Here is a 16642-nt window from a genome sequence, read left to right on the forward strand (position 1 = left end):
TCAACAAGTTTTAATTATGAAAATCAGACAGATATCCACTATTTATTCACAGAGTGGATAAAGCTTGCTCTTAAGCGCATGAACAAGTAAATAGGATGAATAGATACGCAAAAATATAGGCTACTCTTCTAGAAGCAGCTGTAATTCTTCCCACTCTTCCATTAATGTGGATAACTGTGAAGAAATTTTTTCATTTTCACCGTTTAATCTTGATACTTCTTCGTGATTTTGATAAATTTCAGGGTCACAAAGAAGTTCTTCATTCGCCGCTTGGGCGGCTTCTAATTTGTTTACTTCAGTTTCAATTTCTTCAATGCGGCGCGTTCGCTGTCTCATCAATTTCTTTTGTTCTTTATCTTGTTTATAGGACTGTTTATCTACTTTTACCGTACGTTCTTCGTTTGCTTTTATATTTTCTAATTCTTTGATTTCCTCTATTTCTGCTTTCTTTTCTACATAATAGTCATAATCTCCAAGAAATTCTTCTACTCCTTCAGGAGATAGCTCTGCTATTTTATTGGCAGTACGATTAATAAAATAACGGTCATGTGAAACAAATAATAGAGTCCCTGGGTAATCAATTAACGCATTCTCGAGTACTTGTTTGCTATCTAAATCAAGATGGTTAGTAGGTTCATCCAAAATTAAGAAGTTAGCTTTTTGAAGCATAAGCTTCGCAAGAGCCAAACGTGCTTTTTCACCACCGCTGAGCGTGGAAACGATTTTCAGTACATCATCACCTGAAAACAGAAAATTTCCAAGTGCTGTACGGATTTCTTTTTCAGGTTTGGCTGGGTAGTCATCCCAAAGTTCATTTAAAACGGTTTTATTAGACGTTAAATTGGCTTGCTCTTGGTCGTAATAACCAACCATTACATTTGAGCCAAAGGAAATGGTTCCAGTCTTGAAGCTGAGTTTATCCACAATGCCTTTTAATAAAGTTGATTTCCCCACGCCATTAGGACCAACCAACGCAAGGCTTTCCCCTTTTTTAATGCGAAGGTTTGCCTCTTGGACGACATAGTTGTGTTCATCATATCCGATAGACACATCTTCCAGATTTAAGACTTCATTTCCGCTTTGACGTTCAATTTCAAACGAAAAACTAGCTGATTTTTCGCCTTCGTTAGGTCGATTTATTAACTCCATTCGATCGAGCTGTTTACGTCTGCTTTGCGCACGTTTTGTAGTCGATGCGCGGGCGATGTTTCGCTGAATAAAATCATTCAGCTTTGCGACTTCATCTTGCTGCTTTTCGTACTGACGCAACTCTTTTTCATATCGCTCTGCTTTTTGTACAAGGTATTTAGAGTAGTTGCCCGTGTACTTCACCGTTGTTTTTTGTACGACTTCATACACTTGATTTACGACTTTATCAAGGAAGTAACGATCATGTGAAACGATTAAAATAGCTCCTTCATACCCTTGCAGAAACTGTTCCAGCCATGCTAAAGTTTCAATATCTAAGTGGTTGGTAGGCTCATCCAGAATAAGCAAATCAGGCTTTGTTAAAAGCAGTTTTGCAAGAGCCAGGCGCGTTTTTTGTCCACCGCTTAAGGAGGAAATAGGGGTGCTGTAGTCAAAGTTTGAAAAACGGAAACCGTGAAGAATAGATCGTGTATCCGCTTCATATTGATAGCCGCCTAAATCTTTAAACGTTACTTGAAGCTGATCATACTCTTTGGTTAGTTTTTCGTATTGAACTGAATCATTAAAAATGTCTGGATCACCCATCTTCGTTTCAAGCGTACGTAATTCTTTTTCCATCTTCTTTAATGGAGCAAAGACAGTCATCATTTCTTCCCATATGGAGAGTGTTGACTCAAGAACTGTATCTTGTCCCATATAATCAATGGAAACACCCTTAGGTTTAATAATTTCTCCGCTGTCATAGGAAAGCTGCTCAGCAATAATTTTTAATAAAGTTGATTTACCAGCACCGTTTCGTCCCACTAGGGCAATGCGGTCTTTTGATTGTACTTCTAACTTTATATTCGATAAAATGGGTTCTGCCCCATAGTATTTTGTAATACCGTTCAATTGTAGAATAATCATTTTTTCACCTCTAGTAGTATATCCATAGTGTATTTTAACATATTTTTAACTACAAGTTCTTCCTACAAGCGTTTGTAATTTGTAGAGGGACAAGGACAAATGATGAAGCGAATGTTTTGATTCATGAAATAAAATGATTTTACCTGCACATTTTATACAGGATACTATGTTAAAATAAGAGATAAGTGCATCTCTGAACTTATCTATGATGGATGTAAAAAAATCCGTCATGACTAACAAACCGATCCTTTGAAGGGCTAATTGCTTCGTTCTACATACCGACTTTAAGGAGTGCTGAATAGACAAAAGCCGTCGAGGTGTGAAGCGGAGTATATATAAAACAAGAGAAAAGAGAGAGAATTGGAAGCGCTACCTCAAAGCGGTTGATGCTTTGTGAAAGGTAATGCAATATGACTTGAAAATGTTAGTAATGACATACATGAACTGAGGGGGTACAACGTGAACACTGAACAATTAAAAATACCACAAGCAACGGCTAAGCGATTGCCGCTTTATTATCGTTTTTTGAAAAATTTGCATGCTTCTGGTAAACAGCGTGTGTCGTCAGCGGAGTTAAGTGAGGCAGTGAAAGTGGATTCTGCTACTATTCGTCGGGACTTTTCTTACTTTGGTGCATTAGGAAAAAAGGGATACGGCTACAATGTGAATTATTTACTTACATTTTTCCGTAAAACGTTAGACCAAGATGAAGTAACGAAAGTAGCACTGATTGGCGTAGGGAATCTAGGAACGGCCTTTCTAAATTATAATTTTATTAAAAATAATAACACCAAAATTGAGTGCGCTTTTGATGTGATAGAAGAAAAAGTGGGTACGAAAGTAGGCGACGTGCCGGTCTATCATCTTGACCAATTGGAAGATTATATGAGTGATGACATCTCAGTAGCGATTTTAACCGTTCCTGCCACTGTTGCTCAGCAAATTACTGATCGTTTAGTGAGTTGCGGAATTAAAGGAATTTTAAACTTTACTCCTGCACGCTTAAACGTACCGGATGAGATTCGACTCCATCATATTGATCTTGCTGTAGAATTACAGTCGCTCGTCTACTTTTTGAAAAATTATCCTGTTGAATAAGACGGACTGTGTTACGATTTCCTTAAGTCTAAATTAATAAGGAGAGTGGGAATATGGGGATTGGAGCAGGCAGTTGGATTATTATTGCGATTGTAGCACTGCTTATTTTTGGACCGAAACGGTTACCGGAGCTAGGAAGATCAGTGGGCCAAACGCTTAGAGAGTTTAAGCATGCCGCTAGCGGTGCATCAGAAGATCGTGAAAAAGATAAACAGCGTCAAGTAGATGACAAAGAGTAAAAGGGTGATCATAGTATGACCGAACAAGAAATGTCAATATATGATCATATAGGAGAGCTGCGAAAACGCATTTTAATTGTTTTATTTTTCTTTGTGATTGCCACAATTGGCGGCTTTTTTATAGCGGATAAGGTTATTGTCTATTTACAGCATGCTGATGAGGCAAAGAATTTAACGATGAATGCATTTCGGTTAACAGATCCAGTTAAGATTTATATGCAATTTGCTGTTATTATCGGCTGTGTACTTGCAGCTCCTGTTGCACTGTATCAACTTTGGGCATTTATTAGTCCTGGTTTATATGAAAAAGAGCGTAAGGTAACGCTTGGATATATTCCTGTTTCCATTTTTCTCTTTATCGGCGGTGTCTCTTTTTCTTATTTTGTGTTGTTTCCGTTTGTCGTTGATTTTATGACGCGCGTTTCTGATGAGCTGAATGTAAACCAAGTGATTGGCATTAATGAATACTTTTCTTTTTTAATGCAGCTCACACTGCCTTTTGGCTTGTTGTTTCAGCTTCCCGTCGTCGTTATGTTTTTGACGCGTTTAGGAATTATAACGCCTATGTTTTTATCTCAAATTCGAAAATATGCCTATTTCGTACTGCTAGTTATTGCCGCACTTATTACACCACCGGAATTGCTCTCGCACATGATGGTGACAGTGCCGCTCTTAATTTTGTATGAAATCAGCATCATTATTTCCCGCATTTCGTATCGCAAAGTGTTAAAGGCAAGGGCAGAGCAAGAAAGAGAAGATGTTAGTATGTAAAAAAAACCACTGAAACAGTGGTTTTTTTATTTGGATGAATCATCTTGATTTTTATATTGCTGCTGCAATTTTTTAATTTTGTAGTGCAAGATAAAGATGCGAACCGCAAACCTGAAATCGAATGCGGCTACGAGTGCAAATAAGATTGTGGGGAAATTCCAGACGGTTTCCTGGGCATTTTGAATTGCCAAGTAGGTGAATAAAATCCCCATAATAATATAAATAAACCCTCGTGTTAAAGGGATATTCTTCATAAAAACATGCCTCCAAAAATGAACTGCATTTGTTCTGCTTGTTTTTGCATTTCTATAATTTTATCTGCAAAAATAGTTTGAGATAAAATAACGATTGTATTCATCAAAACATGAGCAATAATAGGTACAACAATTAGTCTCGTCCTTGCATAAAGGAATGCAAATACAAATCCCATAGCTGTATACACAAGTAAATGTTTAAAATCCCAGTGTACCGCAGCGAAAATAAGGGAACTAATAAATGCAGAGATAAAGAAATTGTATCGTTTGTGAAGAGAACCAAAAATAATCTTTCGGAAAATAATCTCTTCTAGTATTGGTCCAATAACAGACGTAACGACAATAAGGAAAGGCGTTGCTTTAACAAGATTAACAATATTTTGTGTGTTTTCAGATACTTGGGTAATGCCAAGAGCGTGCTCAATCATACCTGCTACAGCTTGACCAGCCATAGCGAGAAACACCCCAAGGACTGACCAGACAACAGCAATCGTTTTTCCAGCATGTTCTATACGCATGGACATGTCACGGCGCAGCAGCAGTAAGACAATAAGTAAACCAAGGATAAAGCTAATGATAGTCCAATAAGTCAAAAGCATGACATTCGCTGTTCGAACTGGATAGTCATCAAACATTCCTGTTAATTTTAACAGCGGTATACCAACAACTCCTGAAAACTGCATAAGGATGTAGGTGAGGATAACATACCAATAACGTTTTTCCAATCTTCTATACTCCTTTAAAAGGTTTTTATGTATATATGTCGAAGAAGTACTGTAAAGTTAGTAATTTCTTCTTGCTCGTATTGTAACATACATATTATTGAACAGAGAAAAGAATGCTTTATTTCTCAAAATCGTCGAAATCTAAGACTATTATATGTAGTTGTCGTAAATTTTAAATTTTTTTTGTTTAATACTTGCAAAAAAAACCCACTTTGTTTTAATATAATAATTGTGTTAGCACTCGTTGAGGTTGAGTGCTAATAAAAATGCAAACATATTATTTGAGGAGGTTGTTTCACTTGTTAAAGCCATTAGGTGATCGCGTAGTGATTGAACTTGTAAAATCTGAGGAAAAAACAGCAAGCGGTATCGTGTTACCGGACAGTGCAAAAGAAAAGCCACAAGAGGGTAAAATTGTTGCTGTAGGTACAGGCCGAGTATTAGAAAGCGGTGAGCGTGTAGCTTTAGAAGTAGCTGCGGGCGATCGTATCATCTTCTCAAAATATGCGGGTACTGAAGTAAAATACGAAGGTACTGAATACTTAATTTTACGCGAAAGCGATATTTTAGCTGTAATCGGCTAATTTTAACCACAAACTGATCATACGTAAAAAATAGATTATTAAGAACATCTTGAGGAGGTCAAAGAACATGGCAAAAGACATTAAATTTAGCGAAGAAGCACGTCGCGCAATGCTACGTGGTGTAGATACATTAGCAAATGCTGTAAAAGTAACGCTTGGACCAAAAGGTCGTAACGTTGTATTGGAAAAGAAATTCGGTTCACCGCTTATTACAAATGACGGTGTAACAATTGCAAAAGAAATCGAATTAGAAGACGCATTTGAAAATATGGGTGCTAAATTAGTAGCCGAAGTTGCTAGCAAAACAAACGACGTTGCTGGTGACGGTACAACTACTGCAACAGTTTTAGCGCAAGCAATGATCAGAGAAGGTCTTAAAAACGTAACGGCTGGTGCTAACCCAATGGGTATCCGTAAAGGTATGGAAAAAGCAGTAGCTGTAGCGGTTGAAGAACTAAAAGCAATCTCTAAACCAATTCAAGGTAAAGATTCAATTGCTCAAGTAGCGGCTATCTCAGCAGCTGACGAAGAAGTAGGTCAATTAATTGCTGAAGCAATGGAGCGCGTTGGTAACGACGGCGTTATCACACTTGAAGAATCAAAAGGTTTCACAACTGAATTAGAAGTGGTAGAAGGTATGCAGTTTGACCGTGGATATGCATCTCCTTACATGGTAACTGATTCAGATAAAATGGAAGCTGTATTAGATGATCCATACATCTTAATCACAGACAAAAAAATCGGTAACATTCAAGAAATCTTACCGGTATTAGAGCAAGTTGTTCAACAAGGCAAGCCTCTATTAATCATTGCTGAAGACGTAGAAGGTGAAGCTTTAGCAACATTAGTTGTGAACAAACTTCGCGGTACATTTACAGCTGTAGCTGTTAAAGCTCCTGGTTTCGGTGATCGTCGTAAAGCAATGCTACAAGACGTTGCGATCCTAACAGGCGGAGAAGTAATCACTGAAGAGCTTGGTCTTGACTTAAAAACAGCAGGCATCGATCAATTAGGTCGCGCTTCTAAAATTGTTGTAACAAAAGAAAATACAACAGTTGTAAACGGTGCAGGAAACGCAGAAGATATCCTAGCACGCGTAAACCAAATCAAAGCTCAGCTTGAAGAAACAACTTCAGAGTTTGACCGTGAAAAATTACAAGAGCGCTTAGCAAAACTTGCTGGTGGCGTAGCTGTAATCAAAGTTGGTGCGGCAACTGAAACTGAGTTAAAAGAACGTAAATTACGTATTGAAGATGCATTAAACTCTACGCGTGCTGCGGTTGAAGAAGGTATCGTAGCTGGTGGTGGTACTGCATTAGTAAATATCTATAATAAAGTAGCAAGCATCGAAGCTGACGGTGACACTGCTACAGGTATCAACATCGTATTACGTGCGATTGAAGAGCCTGTACGTCAAATCGCTCACAACGCTGGTTTAGAAGGATCAGTAATCGTTGAGCGTCTAAAAGGCGAAGCAGTTGGAACTGGATTTAACGCTGCGACTGGCGAGTGGGTAAATATGCTAGACACTGGTATCGTTGACCCAACAAAAGTAACGCGTTCAGCTCTTCAAAATGCTTCTTCTGTAGCGGCTATGTTCTTAACAACTGAAGCAGTTGTTGCTGACAAGCCAGAAGAAGGCGGAGCACCTGCAATGCCTGATATGGGCGGCATGGGTGGAATGGGCGGCATGATGTAATCAGTGCCCTACCTAAAAAAGCGACCAAGTACTCACTTGGTCGCTTTTTTGCGTGCGTTAATATTTTCAGATTTTTTTAAAATTTGTTAAGATAGTACTATGTTTATTGGAAAACTTATTAAACTCAAGGCTTAACTGAGTTTTAAGGGGGAGCTTTATTGATTCAGCTGGATCATATTAATAGTAAATTAAACCAAGTATTAGAAAACATCGATCAAATTGTGATTGGAAAACGTCACGTATCTACGTTGAGTTTGGTTGCTTTGCTTGCAGAGGGGCATATTTTACTTGAAGATGTGCCGGGTGTGGGGAAAACGATGCTCGTGAAGGCACTGGCCAAATCAATTGATGCAGAATTTAAACGAATTCAATTCACGCCTGATTTGCTGCCATCCGACGTAACAGGCGTTTCTATCTACAGTCCAAAAGACATGGAATTTCATTTTCGTCCAGGTCCTATCATGAGCCACATTGTACTCGCTGATGAGATTAACAGGACTTCTCCTAAAACACAATCGGCGCTTTTAGAAGCAATGGCTGAGCATCATGTAACAACCGATGGTATCACCCGGGAAATTCCGGCGCCTTTTTTTGTGATGGCTACTCAAAATCCTGTTGATTTTGATGGGACCTATCATTTGCCAGAAGCGCAGCTGGATCGTTTTTTATTCAAATTAAGCATGGGTTATCCTACGCAAGAAGAGGAGCTTCAAATTTTAAACGGCGTATCGACTCAAGTTAATCTTGAGGATGTCAAACCCGTCATGAGCATTCCGGAATTAGTACAGGCTCAAAAAACTGTAAGCAGTATTTATGTAGATGATGTGATCAAGCACTATATCATCGAAATCATTCGTAAAACGCGCTCTCATCCACATGTTTCGTTAGGTATCAGTCCTCGTGGAACGGTTTCCTTTATGAAGGCCGTTCAAGCATATGCTTTAGTGAAGGGAAGAGATTACTGTCTTCCTGATGATGTTCAAGAGCTTGCTTCGTATGTGTGTGAACATCGATTAACGCTAAGACCCGATACCCAGTACAGCGGCTTAACAGCGAGTGATGTGATGAAGCAAATTATGGCTGATACGAAAGTACCTGTTAAAAGGTAAGAGGTACTTTATGAAACAGTATATAAAAGTGATATGGAATAAATGTAGAGACTGGTTCGTTTTATTCTGCATCTTTACCGCTACGTTTTCTTACGCCATGTTTCAAGGAGGCTTTGTCAGCTGGTTTTTATTTTATAGCTTCTTACCTTTTGGATTATATGCGGTAGCCGTGTTGCTCTATCCGTTGAAGAAGTGGAATGTTGCTCGTGATGTGAAGCTACAGCCTCGATTCGCTGGAGATCATCTTTCTTATGACATTCACATTACACGCTCCTCGGCTTTTCCTGTTTATATGGCAGCGGTGAAAGAGGAGAGTAACCTTTTAGATCAAGAAGAAAGAACAATTTATCCGCTTTTTCAACGAAACGCTGTTATTCCATATGAAAGATCGTTTGTAGAAAGAGGAGAATATGAATTTTTTACGATTTCGATTGAAATGAGTGATTTATTAGGAATTGTAAAAAAGAAGGCATATTATCCGCTGCACCAGCGGTTTGTCGTGTATCCTCAAATCTATGAGATAGATATCCCGTTTCTTTTAGCGGGAATAGAAGAAGGGAAAAATGAAGTTTCTACGGGAAATCAATCTACTACGTTAGTGACAGGCATTAGAGAATATCAGCCGGGTGACCGATTAGGATCTATCGATTGGAAGGCGACCGCTCGTAAAGCTACGTTGATTTCTAAAGAGTTTGGTCATTATCATGAACGGAGTATAATTATCATTGCAGATGTTATGGGCCCTCTATACTTTGAAGAGCGAATGAGCTTTCTGGCATCCATGCTCATTCATGAAGAAACCAAGCGTAAAAAAGTCGATTTTCTTTTAGCTGGAGATGCCCTTTTTTCGCAGAAAACCTTTGAACAAAGGGAGGCTGATAACCTGTTGCATCACTTAGCACGTGCACAGCCTATTAGCAATCGAGCATTCGAAACAGAATTTCAGAATATTGCTATTCAAAAGCAGCATTCTTTTATGGTAATTGTCAGTCAGGTTACAGGGACTCTTATTGGCCAGATTCAATCCAAGCTGAGCCCTCATGCTAAGGCTTCACTCATTGTCGTTAAAAATGAAGGAGCGGGGCTTAGTGAGGAAGAGACAGTTATTGTAAATGGCATACAATCTTCTGCTTTAACAATTGAAGTCGTTCATATTGATCTTCCTCTATCACTAAAGGAAGTGAGGGCGGAAATAAGTGAATAAATCAGCTTGGTATGTAAAAAACGTCTTATTATACGCGGGAGCTTTCTTTTTATTAGTGGAATGGCTTCTCCCTTTAAATGAAGTCACTGATACGAATCAAATTCAATACTTTATCCTGTTTGTCGCTTACTGTTTTTTGAGCTTAACGTTTCGATTGCCGTTTATTGTGATGACGTTAGGGAGCATGTTGTTTATTTTGTTTTCACTTCACAGTCTCTATTTCCAAGGTGCCTTCTTTTCTTCAGAATGGCTTCCAAGACTTTTGGAAATTCTTCAGTCAGATGTACAAAGTATCATGGAGTGGAATATAGCGAATTTATCCTTTGAAATGAGGAGCACTTTATTTTTTATCCTGCTTTGGATTATGGCTTATTTAATTCGATACTGGATCTTTTATCAAAAAAGAATTTTCTTCTTTTTCTTCTTAACCATTTTGTATATTACCGTATTGGATACCTTTTCTACTTACGATGCCGGAGCTGCTATTATTCGCGTGACGATTATCGGATTTTTATTAGTAGCCATGCTTCGCATCAATCCTGAACGTATAAAAGGTGCTAGCACCGAGCGTTTAGAAAATAGAAAACGATCGTTTCTTTTTCTAGGCAGTTTTTTAGCCATTGTCATTGTGCTTGCTTATCTCGCCCCTAAACCAGGTCCGCAGTGGCCAGATCCGGTCCCTTTTATTGCAGCTCACACAACAAATCAAGGACAGGGAGAATCTGCAAGCGGTCAACGAATTGGCTATGATATGGACGATTCTAAATTGGGGGGATCCTTTGTCAATGATGATACGGTTGTGTTTACAGCTAAAGTAGAGGATGAGCACTATTGGCGTATTGAAACGAAGGATGTGTATACAGGTAAGGGCTGGGAGCTGTCTAAAGAGGAAGAAAAAGTGCCTTTCAAAGGAAATGAAAACTTACTCCCTCAATATGATTCAAGTGTTGCAGGAGAAGTAAGAAAAGCAGAAGTTACCTATTCGCAGCCTTCTGTTCATCTTATGCATGTTCCTCAACTGCTGTCTCTAACCTTAAAAAATGGCATTCAAGCCGATGTTACACCGACCAATGAAAAATTATATCCTTATCAAAATAATAAACTTGTTACTGTTCAATCGTATGAGCTAACGTATAAATATCCTGTGTTTGATACCGGGCTTCTTCAGCAAGCAGAGGAGAAAAAGTCAGAGAGTCTAGAGAATAATAATGAATTTATAGCAAGGTATACACAGCTTCCTGCTAATTTGCCAAAACGAGTAAAGGATTTAGCTCGTACGATAACAAAAAATAAAAACAATCGCTATGAAAAAGCGAAAGCCGTTGAAGAATACTTCCGATCCAATCCATATATATACGATACTGAAAATGTTCCAATTCCTACGAAGAATAAAGATTATGTGGATCAATTTTTATTTGATACAAAAAGAGGATACTGTGATAACTTCTCTACTTCTATGGTCGTGCTGCTTCGTTCATTAGATATTCCTGCTCGGTGGGTAAAGGGCTATACAGAAGGTGATGCCACCGTTATTTCAGGAAGTAGTAAGTGGACAACCTATGAAATTACACAAAATAATGCTCATTCTTGGGTCGAAGTCTATTTTCCAGGAGCGGGCTGGGTACCTTTTGAACCAACAAAAAGTTTTTCTAATCCTTATGATTTTGTAGATAACCAACCTAACAACTCTAGTGAAAATAGTCAAAGGGAAGAAGAGAAACAAGAAACGCAAGTCAAGGAGCAGCCTAAGAAGAAAGAGCTTCCGGCACAAGAGAAAAGAGAGAAAGAAAAAACAGCTTCTCTTCAAAATGCTAAGTTGTCTATGAAATGGAAAGTGCTTTTCTACGGACTGATTGTAGTTATGTTAATAGTAATATATCTCAATCGATTTAAATGGTTTTTACCTTTTTATATCTCTTTTTATAAAAAGAAAGAGAGTGTGGAAACCTTTGAATCAGCGTATGCTTTTTTACTTAAAAGACTCGCTGCAAATGGACTAAAACGGCAAGAAAATCAAACGCTGCGCGACTTTGCAGGAGAAGTAGACGAAAAATTAAATACGGTAAATATGCTAAAATTAACGGAAAAATACGAGCGGGTTTTATATCGAAATGCAGATTCCATAAAAGAATGGAAAGAGTCGATTGAATTGTGGGAAAATTTAATCAAAAAAACGAGTTCTTGACCATTGTTTCGCGGATTGATAGAATATTCTCGAACTTACTATAAATGTTTCGTATACCTTCATATATCCTCGATAATATGGTTCGAGAGTCTCTACCGGGTCACCTTAAACGATCTGACTATGAAGGCAGAACAGTCTATTTGACGATAAACGTCGTGCTCAACTAGACTTCTGCCTTTGTTTTTTGAGGGAGAAGTCTAGTTTTTTTTATATTTTAGGGCATAATAACAAGTGATTATTTACACATTCGGAGAGGTGAACAAGATGGAAGGCATGATTGTTGTATTAGATTTTGGTAGTCAATATAACCAACTGATTACGCGTCGCATTCGCGAGTTCGGAGTATATAGTGAATTGCATCCGCACACAATTACAGCAGAAGAGATTAAAGCATTAAATCCAAAGGGAATTATTTTCTCTGGAGGCCCAAACAGTGTGTACGGTGAAAACGCATTTCACTGCGATGAAAACATTTTTGAATTAGGTATTCCTGTTTTAGGTATTTGTTATGGAATGCAATTAATGACTCATCATTTTGGCGGGAAGGTAGAAGGTGCTAGCCATCGTGAATATGGTAAAGCAGCGATTAACGTACAAAACGATTCATTAATGTACCATGAGTTGCCAAAAGAACAAGTTGTTTGGATGAGTCACGGTGATTTAGTTGTAGAAACACCAGCTGGTTTTGAAGTGGACGCAACTAGCCCATCTTGTCCAATTGCCGCAATGAGTAACAAAGAAAAGAATATGTACGGAGTGCAGTTCCATCCAGAAGTTCGCCATTCAGTGCACGGTAACCATATCTTAAAGAACTTCGTGTTTGAAGTATGTCATGCTGAAGCAAACTGGTCAATTGAGAACTTCATTGAAGTTGAAATGGATAAAATCCGTGAAACAGTTGGAGATAGAAAAGTACTTTGCGCACTTAGCGGCGGAGTAGACTCTTCGGTAGTAGCTGTATTAATTCACAAAGCAATTGGTGATCAGTTAACATGTATGTTCGTAGATCACGGTTTATTACGTAAAGGTGAAGCTGAAAGCGTAATGGAAACATTTAGCGAAGGCTTTAATATGAACGTAATTAAAATCGATGCAAAAGATCGCTTCTTAGAAAAATTAAGCGGTGTATCAGATCCTGAACAAAAGCGTAAAATCATCGGTAATGAATTTATTTATGTATTCGATGACGAAGCTGCTAAATTAAAAGGGTTTGATTTCCTAGCTCAAGGTACGCTATACACAGATATTATCGAGAGTGGGACAGCTACAGCTCAAACGATTAAATCTCACCATAATGTAGGTGGATTACCGGAAGATATGCAGTTCAAACTAATCGAACCGTTAAACACGCTATTCAAAGATGAAGTACGTGCATTAGGTTCTGAATTAGGTATTCCTGATAACATCGTTTGGCGTCAGCCTTTCCCAGGACCAGGTCTAGGTATTCGTGTACTTGGTGCAATTACGGAAGAGAAGTTAGAAATTGTACGTGAGTCGGATGCTATTTTACGTGAAGAGATTGCAAAAGCAGACTTAGAGCGCGATATCTGGCAATACTTTACGGTTCTTCCTGACATCCGCAGTGTAGGTGTAATGGGAGATGCTCGTACGTATGATTACACAATTGGTATTCGTGCTGTTACATCGATTGATGGTATGACTTCTGACTGGGCGCGTATTCCTTGGGATGTGCTTGAAGTTATCTCAACGCGTATTGTAAACGAAGTTAAGCATATTAACCGCGTAGTGTATGATATTACAAGTAAGCCACCTGCAACAATTGAATGGGAATAATATGTAAGAAAACCGAACAAACGAACATTCTTTTATAAGAATGTTCGTTTTTTGTTGACTTTTTTAAAAAGTTAATGGTAGGATAGTAACATAAAACAGCGAGATATAGCTTTAATGTCGTATAATCTTGGGGATAAGGCCCAAAAGTTTCTACCGAGCTACCGTAAATGGCTTGACTACGAGAAAGTAATACATGTATGTATAAAAATCTTTTGTTTTTTGCTCATACATTTCTCTTTTAGTCGATTTTATGCCTTTACGCGCCATAGTGTAGAGGCATTTTTTATGGCTTGCCTAAGTGCATGCGGCTTCTATAAAGGGAGGAAAAAACGTGAAGAAGTATTTTCGTTTTGAAGAGCTGGGTACTAGCTACCGAAAAGAGTTTATAGCTGGCCTTACAACTTTTCTATCTATGGCTTACATTTTATTTGTTAATCCATCTGTGCTATCACTAAGTGATGTAAAGGATCTACCTGACAGTATGAGAATGGACCAAGGGGCTGTATTTACAGCTACTGCTTTAGCGGCAGCTTTGGGATCAATTGTTATGGGAGTGCTTGGTAGATATCCAATTTCATTAGCTCCAGGTATGGGATTAAACGCATTTTTTGCTTATACAGTTGTTCTGACGATGGGAATTCCATGGCAGACGGCTTTAACGGGTGTTATGATATCAGGTGTTATTTTTATTCTTTTAACATTAACAAGCCTGCGAGAAAAAATTATTAATTCTATTCCTATTGAATTAAAAATGGCTGTTGGAGCAGGTATTGGTTTATTTATTAGTTTTATTGGTATGAAAGGTGCGGGAATCATCGTCAAAGATGATGCCACATTCGTTGGACTGGGTGATTTGACGAACCCAACAACATTACTTGCGGTTTTTGGTATTGTCATTACTATTGTATTAATGGTGCTTCGAGTAAATGCAGCTGTATTTATCGGTATGATTGTAACGGCTGTAGCAGGTATGGCTTTTGGGTTAATTGATACACCTAAAGCAGTGGTTTCATCGGTTCCTAGTCTTGACCCGACGTTTGGGGCAGCTTTCCAAAATATCGGTGATATCTTTACTGTAAAGATGCTAGTCGTCATTTTAACTTTCTTATTCGTTGATTTCTTCGATACAGCAGGTACGATGGTTGCTGTAGCGAGTCAAGCTGGGCTTATGAAAGATAATAAGCTTCCGCGAGCGGGCAGAGCGTTATTGGCAGATTCTAGTGCGATTGTAGTTGGTGCTGTTCTTGGTACCTCATCAACAACAGCTTACGTAGAGTCTACGGCTGGAGTAGCAGCGGGCGGACGTTCAGGATTTACTGCAATTGTAACGGCGGCGTTTTTCTTAGTTGCACTGTTCTTTTCTCCGTTGTTAGCGGTCGTAACACCAGCTGTTACTGCGCCAGCTTTAATTACGGTAGGAGCTCTGATGGTGTCAAACTTAGGAGAAATCAATTGGAAAGAGTTCGAAGTGGCAGTTCCGGCATTTTTCACGGTGATCATGATGCCATTAACGTACAGTATTGCAACAGGCATTGCGGTTGGCTTTATCTTTTATCCTATTACAATGTTATGCAGCAAGCGTGGAAAAGAAGTGCATCCCATTATGTATGCTCTCTGTATCATCTTCATACTCTATTTCGCGTTCTTAGCAGAATAGTTTAAATAAAAAAGCTCAGTTTAATGACTGGGCTTTTTTTTTATGGTAAGATAAGAAAACTGCACAGCGGCTAGATTGCTATTGTAATAGAGGTTAATTGGTTACTTTACTGAAGGTTTACTTCATTAACTTTTTTATTTATAAAGTTTTTTAGAAAAACGATTGACTCTATATATTATATATGGTAAATTATTAAATGTCGCTGATGAACAGCGCAGTTGAGAGAAACATCTTAAAAAAGATGTTGACATCAAAATAATAGAATGTTATACTAATAAAGTTGCTTCAGAGCAACGGTTGAACTTTGAAAACTGAACAAAGCGACAAACGTCAACGTTAATTTTTATTTTTTAAATGAGCAAGTCAAACATTTCTTCGGAGAGTTTGATCCTGGCTCAGGATGAACGCTGGCGGCGTGCCTAATACATGCAAGTCGAGCGAACTGATTAGAAGCTTGCTTCTATGACGTTAGCGGCGGACGGGTGAGTAACACGTGGGCAACCTGCCTGTAAGACTGGGATAACTTCGGGAAACCGAAGCTAATACCGGATAGGATCTTCTCCTTCATGGGAGATGATTGAAAGATGGTTTCGGCTATCACTTACAGATGGGCCCGCGGTGCATTAGCTAGTTGGTGAGGTAACGGCTCACCAAGGCAACGATGCATAGCCGACCTGAGAGGGTGATCGGCCACACTGGGACTGAGACACGGCCCAGACTCCTACGGGAGGCAGCAGTAGGGAATCTTCCGCAATGGACGAAAGTCTGACGGAGCAACGCCGCGTGAGTGATGAAGGCTTTCGGGTCGTAAAACTCTGTTGTTAGGGAAGAACAAGTACGAGAGTAACTGCTCGTACCTTGACGGTACCTAACCAGAAAGCCACGGCTAACTACGTGCCAGCAGCCGCGGTAATACGTAGGTGGCAAGCGTTATCCGGAATTATTGGGCGTAAAGCGCGCGCAGGCGGTTTCTTAAGTCTGATGTGAAAGCCCACGGCTCAACCGTGGAGGGTCATTGGAAACTGGGGAACTTGAGTGCAGAAGAGAAAAGCGGAATTCCACGTGTAGCGGTGAAATGCGTAGAGATGTGGAGGAACACCAGTGGCGAAGGCGGCTTTTTGGTCTGTAACTGACGCTGAGGCGCGAAAGCGTGGGGAGCAAACAGGATTAGATACCCTGGTAGTCCACGCCGTAAACGATGAGTGCTAAGTGTTAGAGGGTTTCCGCCCTTTAGTGCTGCAGCTAACGCATTAAGCACTCCGCCTGGG

General features: G+C 39.2%; 13 protein-coding genes, 1 rRNA gene and 2 riboswitches (1 of these 16 cut by a window edge). Of the genes, 11 read left to right on the plus strand and 3 right to left on the minus strand.

All coding sequences use genetic code 11. From position 1 onward, the window contains the following. Positions 1-120: 120 nt before the first annotated feature. Positions 121-2055, minus strand: coding sequence for an ABC-F family ATP-binding cassette domain-containing protein (locus tag MKX72_RS01295; RefSeq protein ID WP_155008816.1), 1935 nt, complete (start codon positions 2053-2055; stop codon positions 121-123). A gap of 459 nt (positions 2056-2514) precedes the next feature. Here MKX72_RS01295 and MKX72_RS01300 point away from each other — a divergent pair, with 459 nt between their 5' ends. Genes MKX72_RS01300 through tatC form a run of 3 tightly spaced genes read left to right on the plus strand, consistent with a single transcriptional unit; the run spans position 2515 to position 4163 of the window. Further along, a complete protein-coding gene (locus tag MKX72_RS01300) occupies positions 2515-3153 on the plus strand; it encodes a redox-sensing transcriptional repressor Rex (protein ID WP_155008815.1) in 639 nt (212 codons plus the stop codon). A 53-nt stretch (positions 3154-3206) separates the two neighbouring features. Beyond that, positions 3207-3392 carry a twin-arginine translocase TatA/TatE family subunit gene (gene tatA, locus MKX72_RS01305; RefSeq protein ID WP_013055022.1) on the plus strand — a complete coding sequence of 62 codons (186 nt, stop codon included), beginning with the start codon at positions 3207-3209 and terminating at the stop codon, positions 3390-3392. A 15-nt stretch (positions 3393-3407) separates the two neighbouring features. Further along, positions 3408-4163 carry a twin-arginine translocase subunit TatC gene (gene tatC / locus MKX72_RS01310; protein WP_013055023.1) on the plus strand — a complete coding sequence of 252 codons (756 nt, stop codon included), beginning with the start codon at positions 3408-3410 and terminating at the stop codon, positions 4161-4163. A gap of 26 nt (positions 4164-4189) precedes the next feature. Here tatC and MKX72_RS01315 read toward each other — a convergent pair whose 3' ends face one another. Next, complete coding sequence (locus tag MKX72_RS01315; RefSeq protein ID WP_013055024.1) at positions 4190-4417, minus strand: YdiK family protein; 228 nt, start codon at positions 4415-4417, stop codon at positions 4190-4192. After that, a complete protein-coding gene (locus MKX72_RS01320) occupies positions 4414-5142 on the minus strand; it encodes a CPBP family intramembrane glutamic endopeptidase (RefSeq protein ID WP_028412699.1) in 729 nt (242 codons plus the stop codon). Before MKX72_RS01320 ends, MKX72_RS01315 begins: the two co-directional genes overlap by 4 nt. A 299-nt stretch (positions 5143-5441) precedes the next feature. Between MKX72_RS01320 and groES the strand changes: the two genes are divergently transcribed. The 8 genes from groES to MKX72_RS01360 all read left to right on the plus strand — a co-directional run. Further along, complete coding sequence (gene groES / locus MKX72_RS01325) at positions 5442-5726, plus strand: co-chaperone GroES (RefSeq protein WP_013055026.1); 285 nt, start codon at positions 5442-5444, stop codon at positions 5724-5726. A gap of 67 nt (positions 5727-5793) precedes the next feature. After that, a complete protein-coding gene (gene groL, locus MKX72_RS01330) occupies positions 5794-7425 on the plus strand; it encodes a chaperonin GroEL (RefSeq protein WP_028412700.1) in 1632 nt (543 codons plus the stop codon). A gap of 158 nt (positions 7426-7583) precedes the next feature. Beyond that, positions 7584-8534 carry an AAA family ATPase gene (locus MKX72_RS01335; protein ID WP_098112442.1) on the plus strand — a complete coding sequence of 317 codons (951 nt, stop codon included), beginning with the start codon at positions 7584-7586 and terminating at the stop codon, positions 8532-8534. Between the two features lie 10 nt (positions 8535-8544). Beyond that, positions 8545-9738, plus strand: a complete 1194-nt coding sequence (locus tag MKX72_RS01340; protein ID WP_235918800.1) for a DUF58 domain-containing protein — start codon at positions 8545-8547, stop codon at positions 9736-9738. Continuing rightward, complete coding sequence (locus MKX72_RS01345; protein ID WP_155008814.1) at positions 9731-11923, plus strand: transglutaminase TgpA family protein; 2193 nt, start codon at positions 9731-9733, stop codon at positions 11921-11923. The genes MKX72_RS01340 and MKX72_RS01345 overlap by 8 nt, the downstream gene beginning before the upstream one ends. Before the next feature lie 39 nt (positions 11924-11962). After that, positions 11963-12064, plus strand: a riboswitch (purine riboswitch). A gap of 123 nt (positions 12065-12187) precedes the next feature. After that, positions 12188-13717: a glutamine-hydrolyzing GMP synthase gene (gene guaA, locus MKX72_RS01350; protein ID WP_028412703.1), complete on the plus strand. Its 1530-nt coding sequence runs from the start codon at positions 12188-12190 to the stop codon at positions 13715-13717. Between the two features lie 97 nt (positions 13718-13814). Beyond that, positions 13815-13916: riboswitch (purine riboswitch) on the plus strand. 132 nt (positions 13917-14048) lie between these two features. After that, positions 14049-15374, plus strand: a complete 1326-nt coding sequence (locus MKX72_RS01355; RefSeq protein ID WP_013055032.1) for an NCS2 family permease — start codon at positions 14049-14051, stop codon at positions 15372-15374. A 372-nt stretch (positions 15375-15746) separates the two neighbouring features. Continuing rightward, positions 15747-16642: ribosomal RNA gene (locus MKX72_RS01360) — 16S ribosomal RNA — on the plus strand; it runs 656 nt beyond the window's last position.

The organism is Priestia sp. FSL R5-0597, assembly GCF_038006305.1.
GTDB lineage: Bacteria > Bacillota > Bacilli > Bacillales > Bacillaceae_H > Priestia > Priestia zanthoxyli.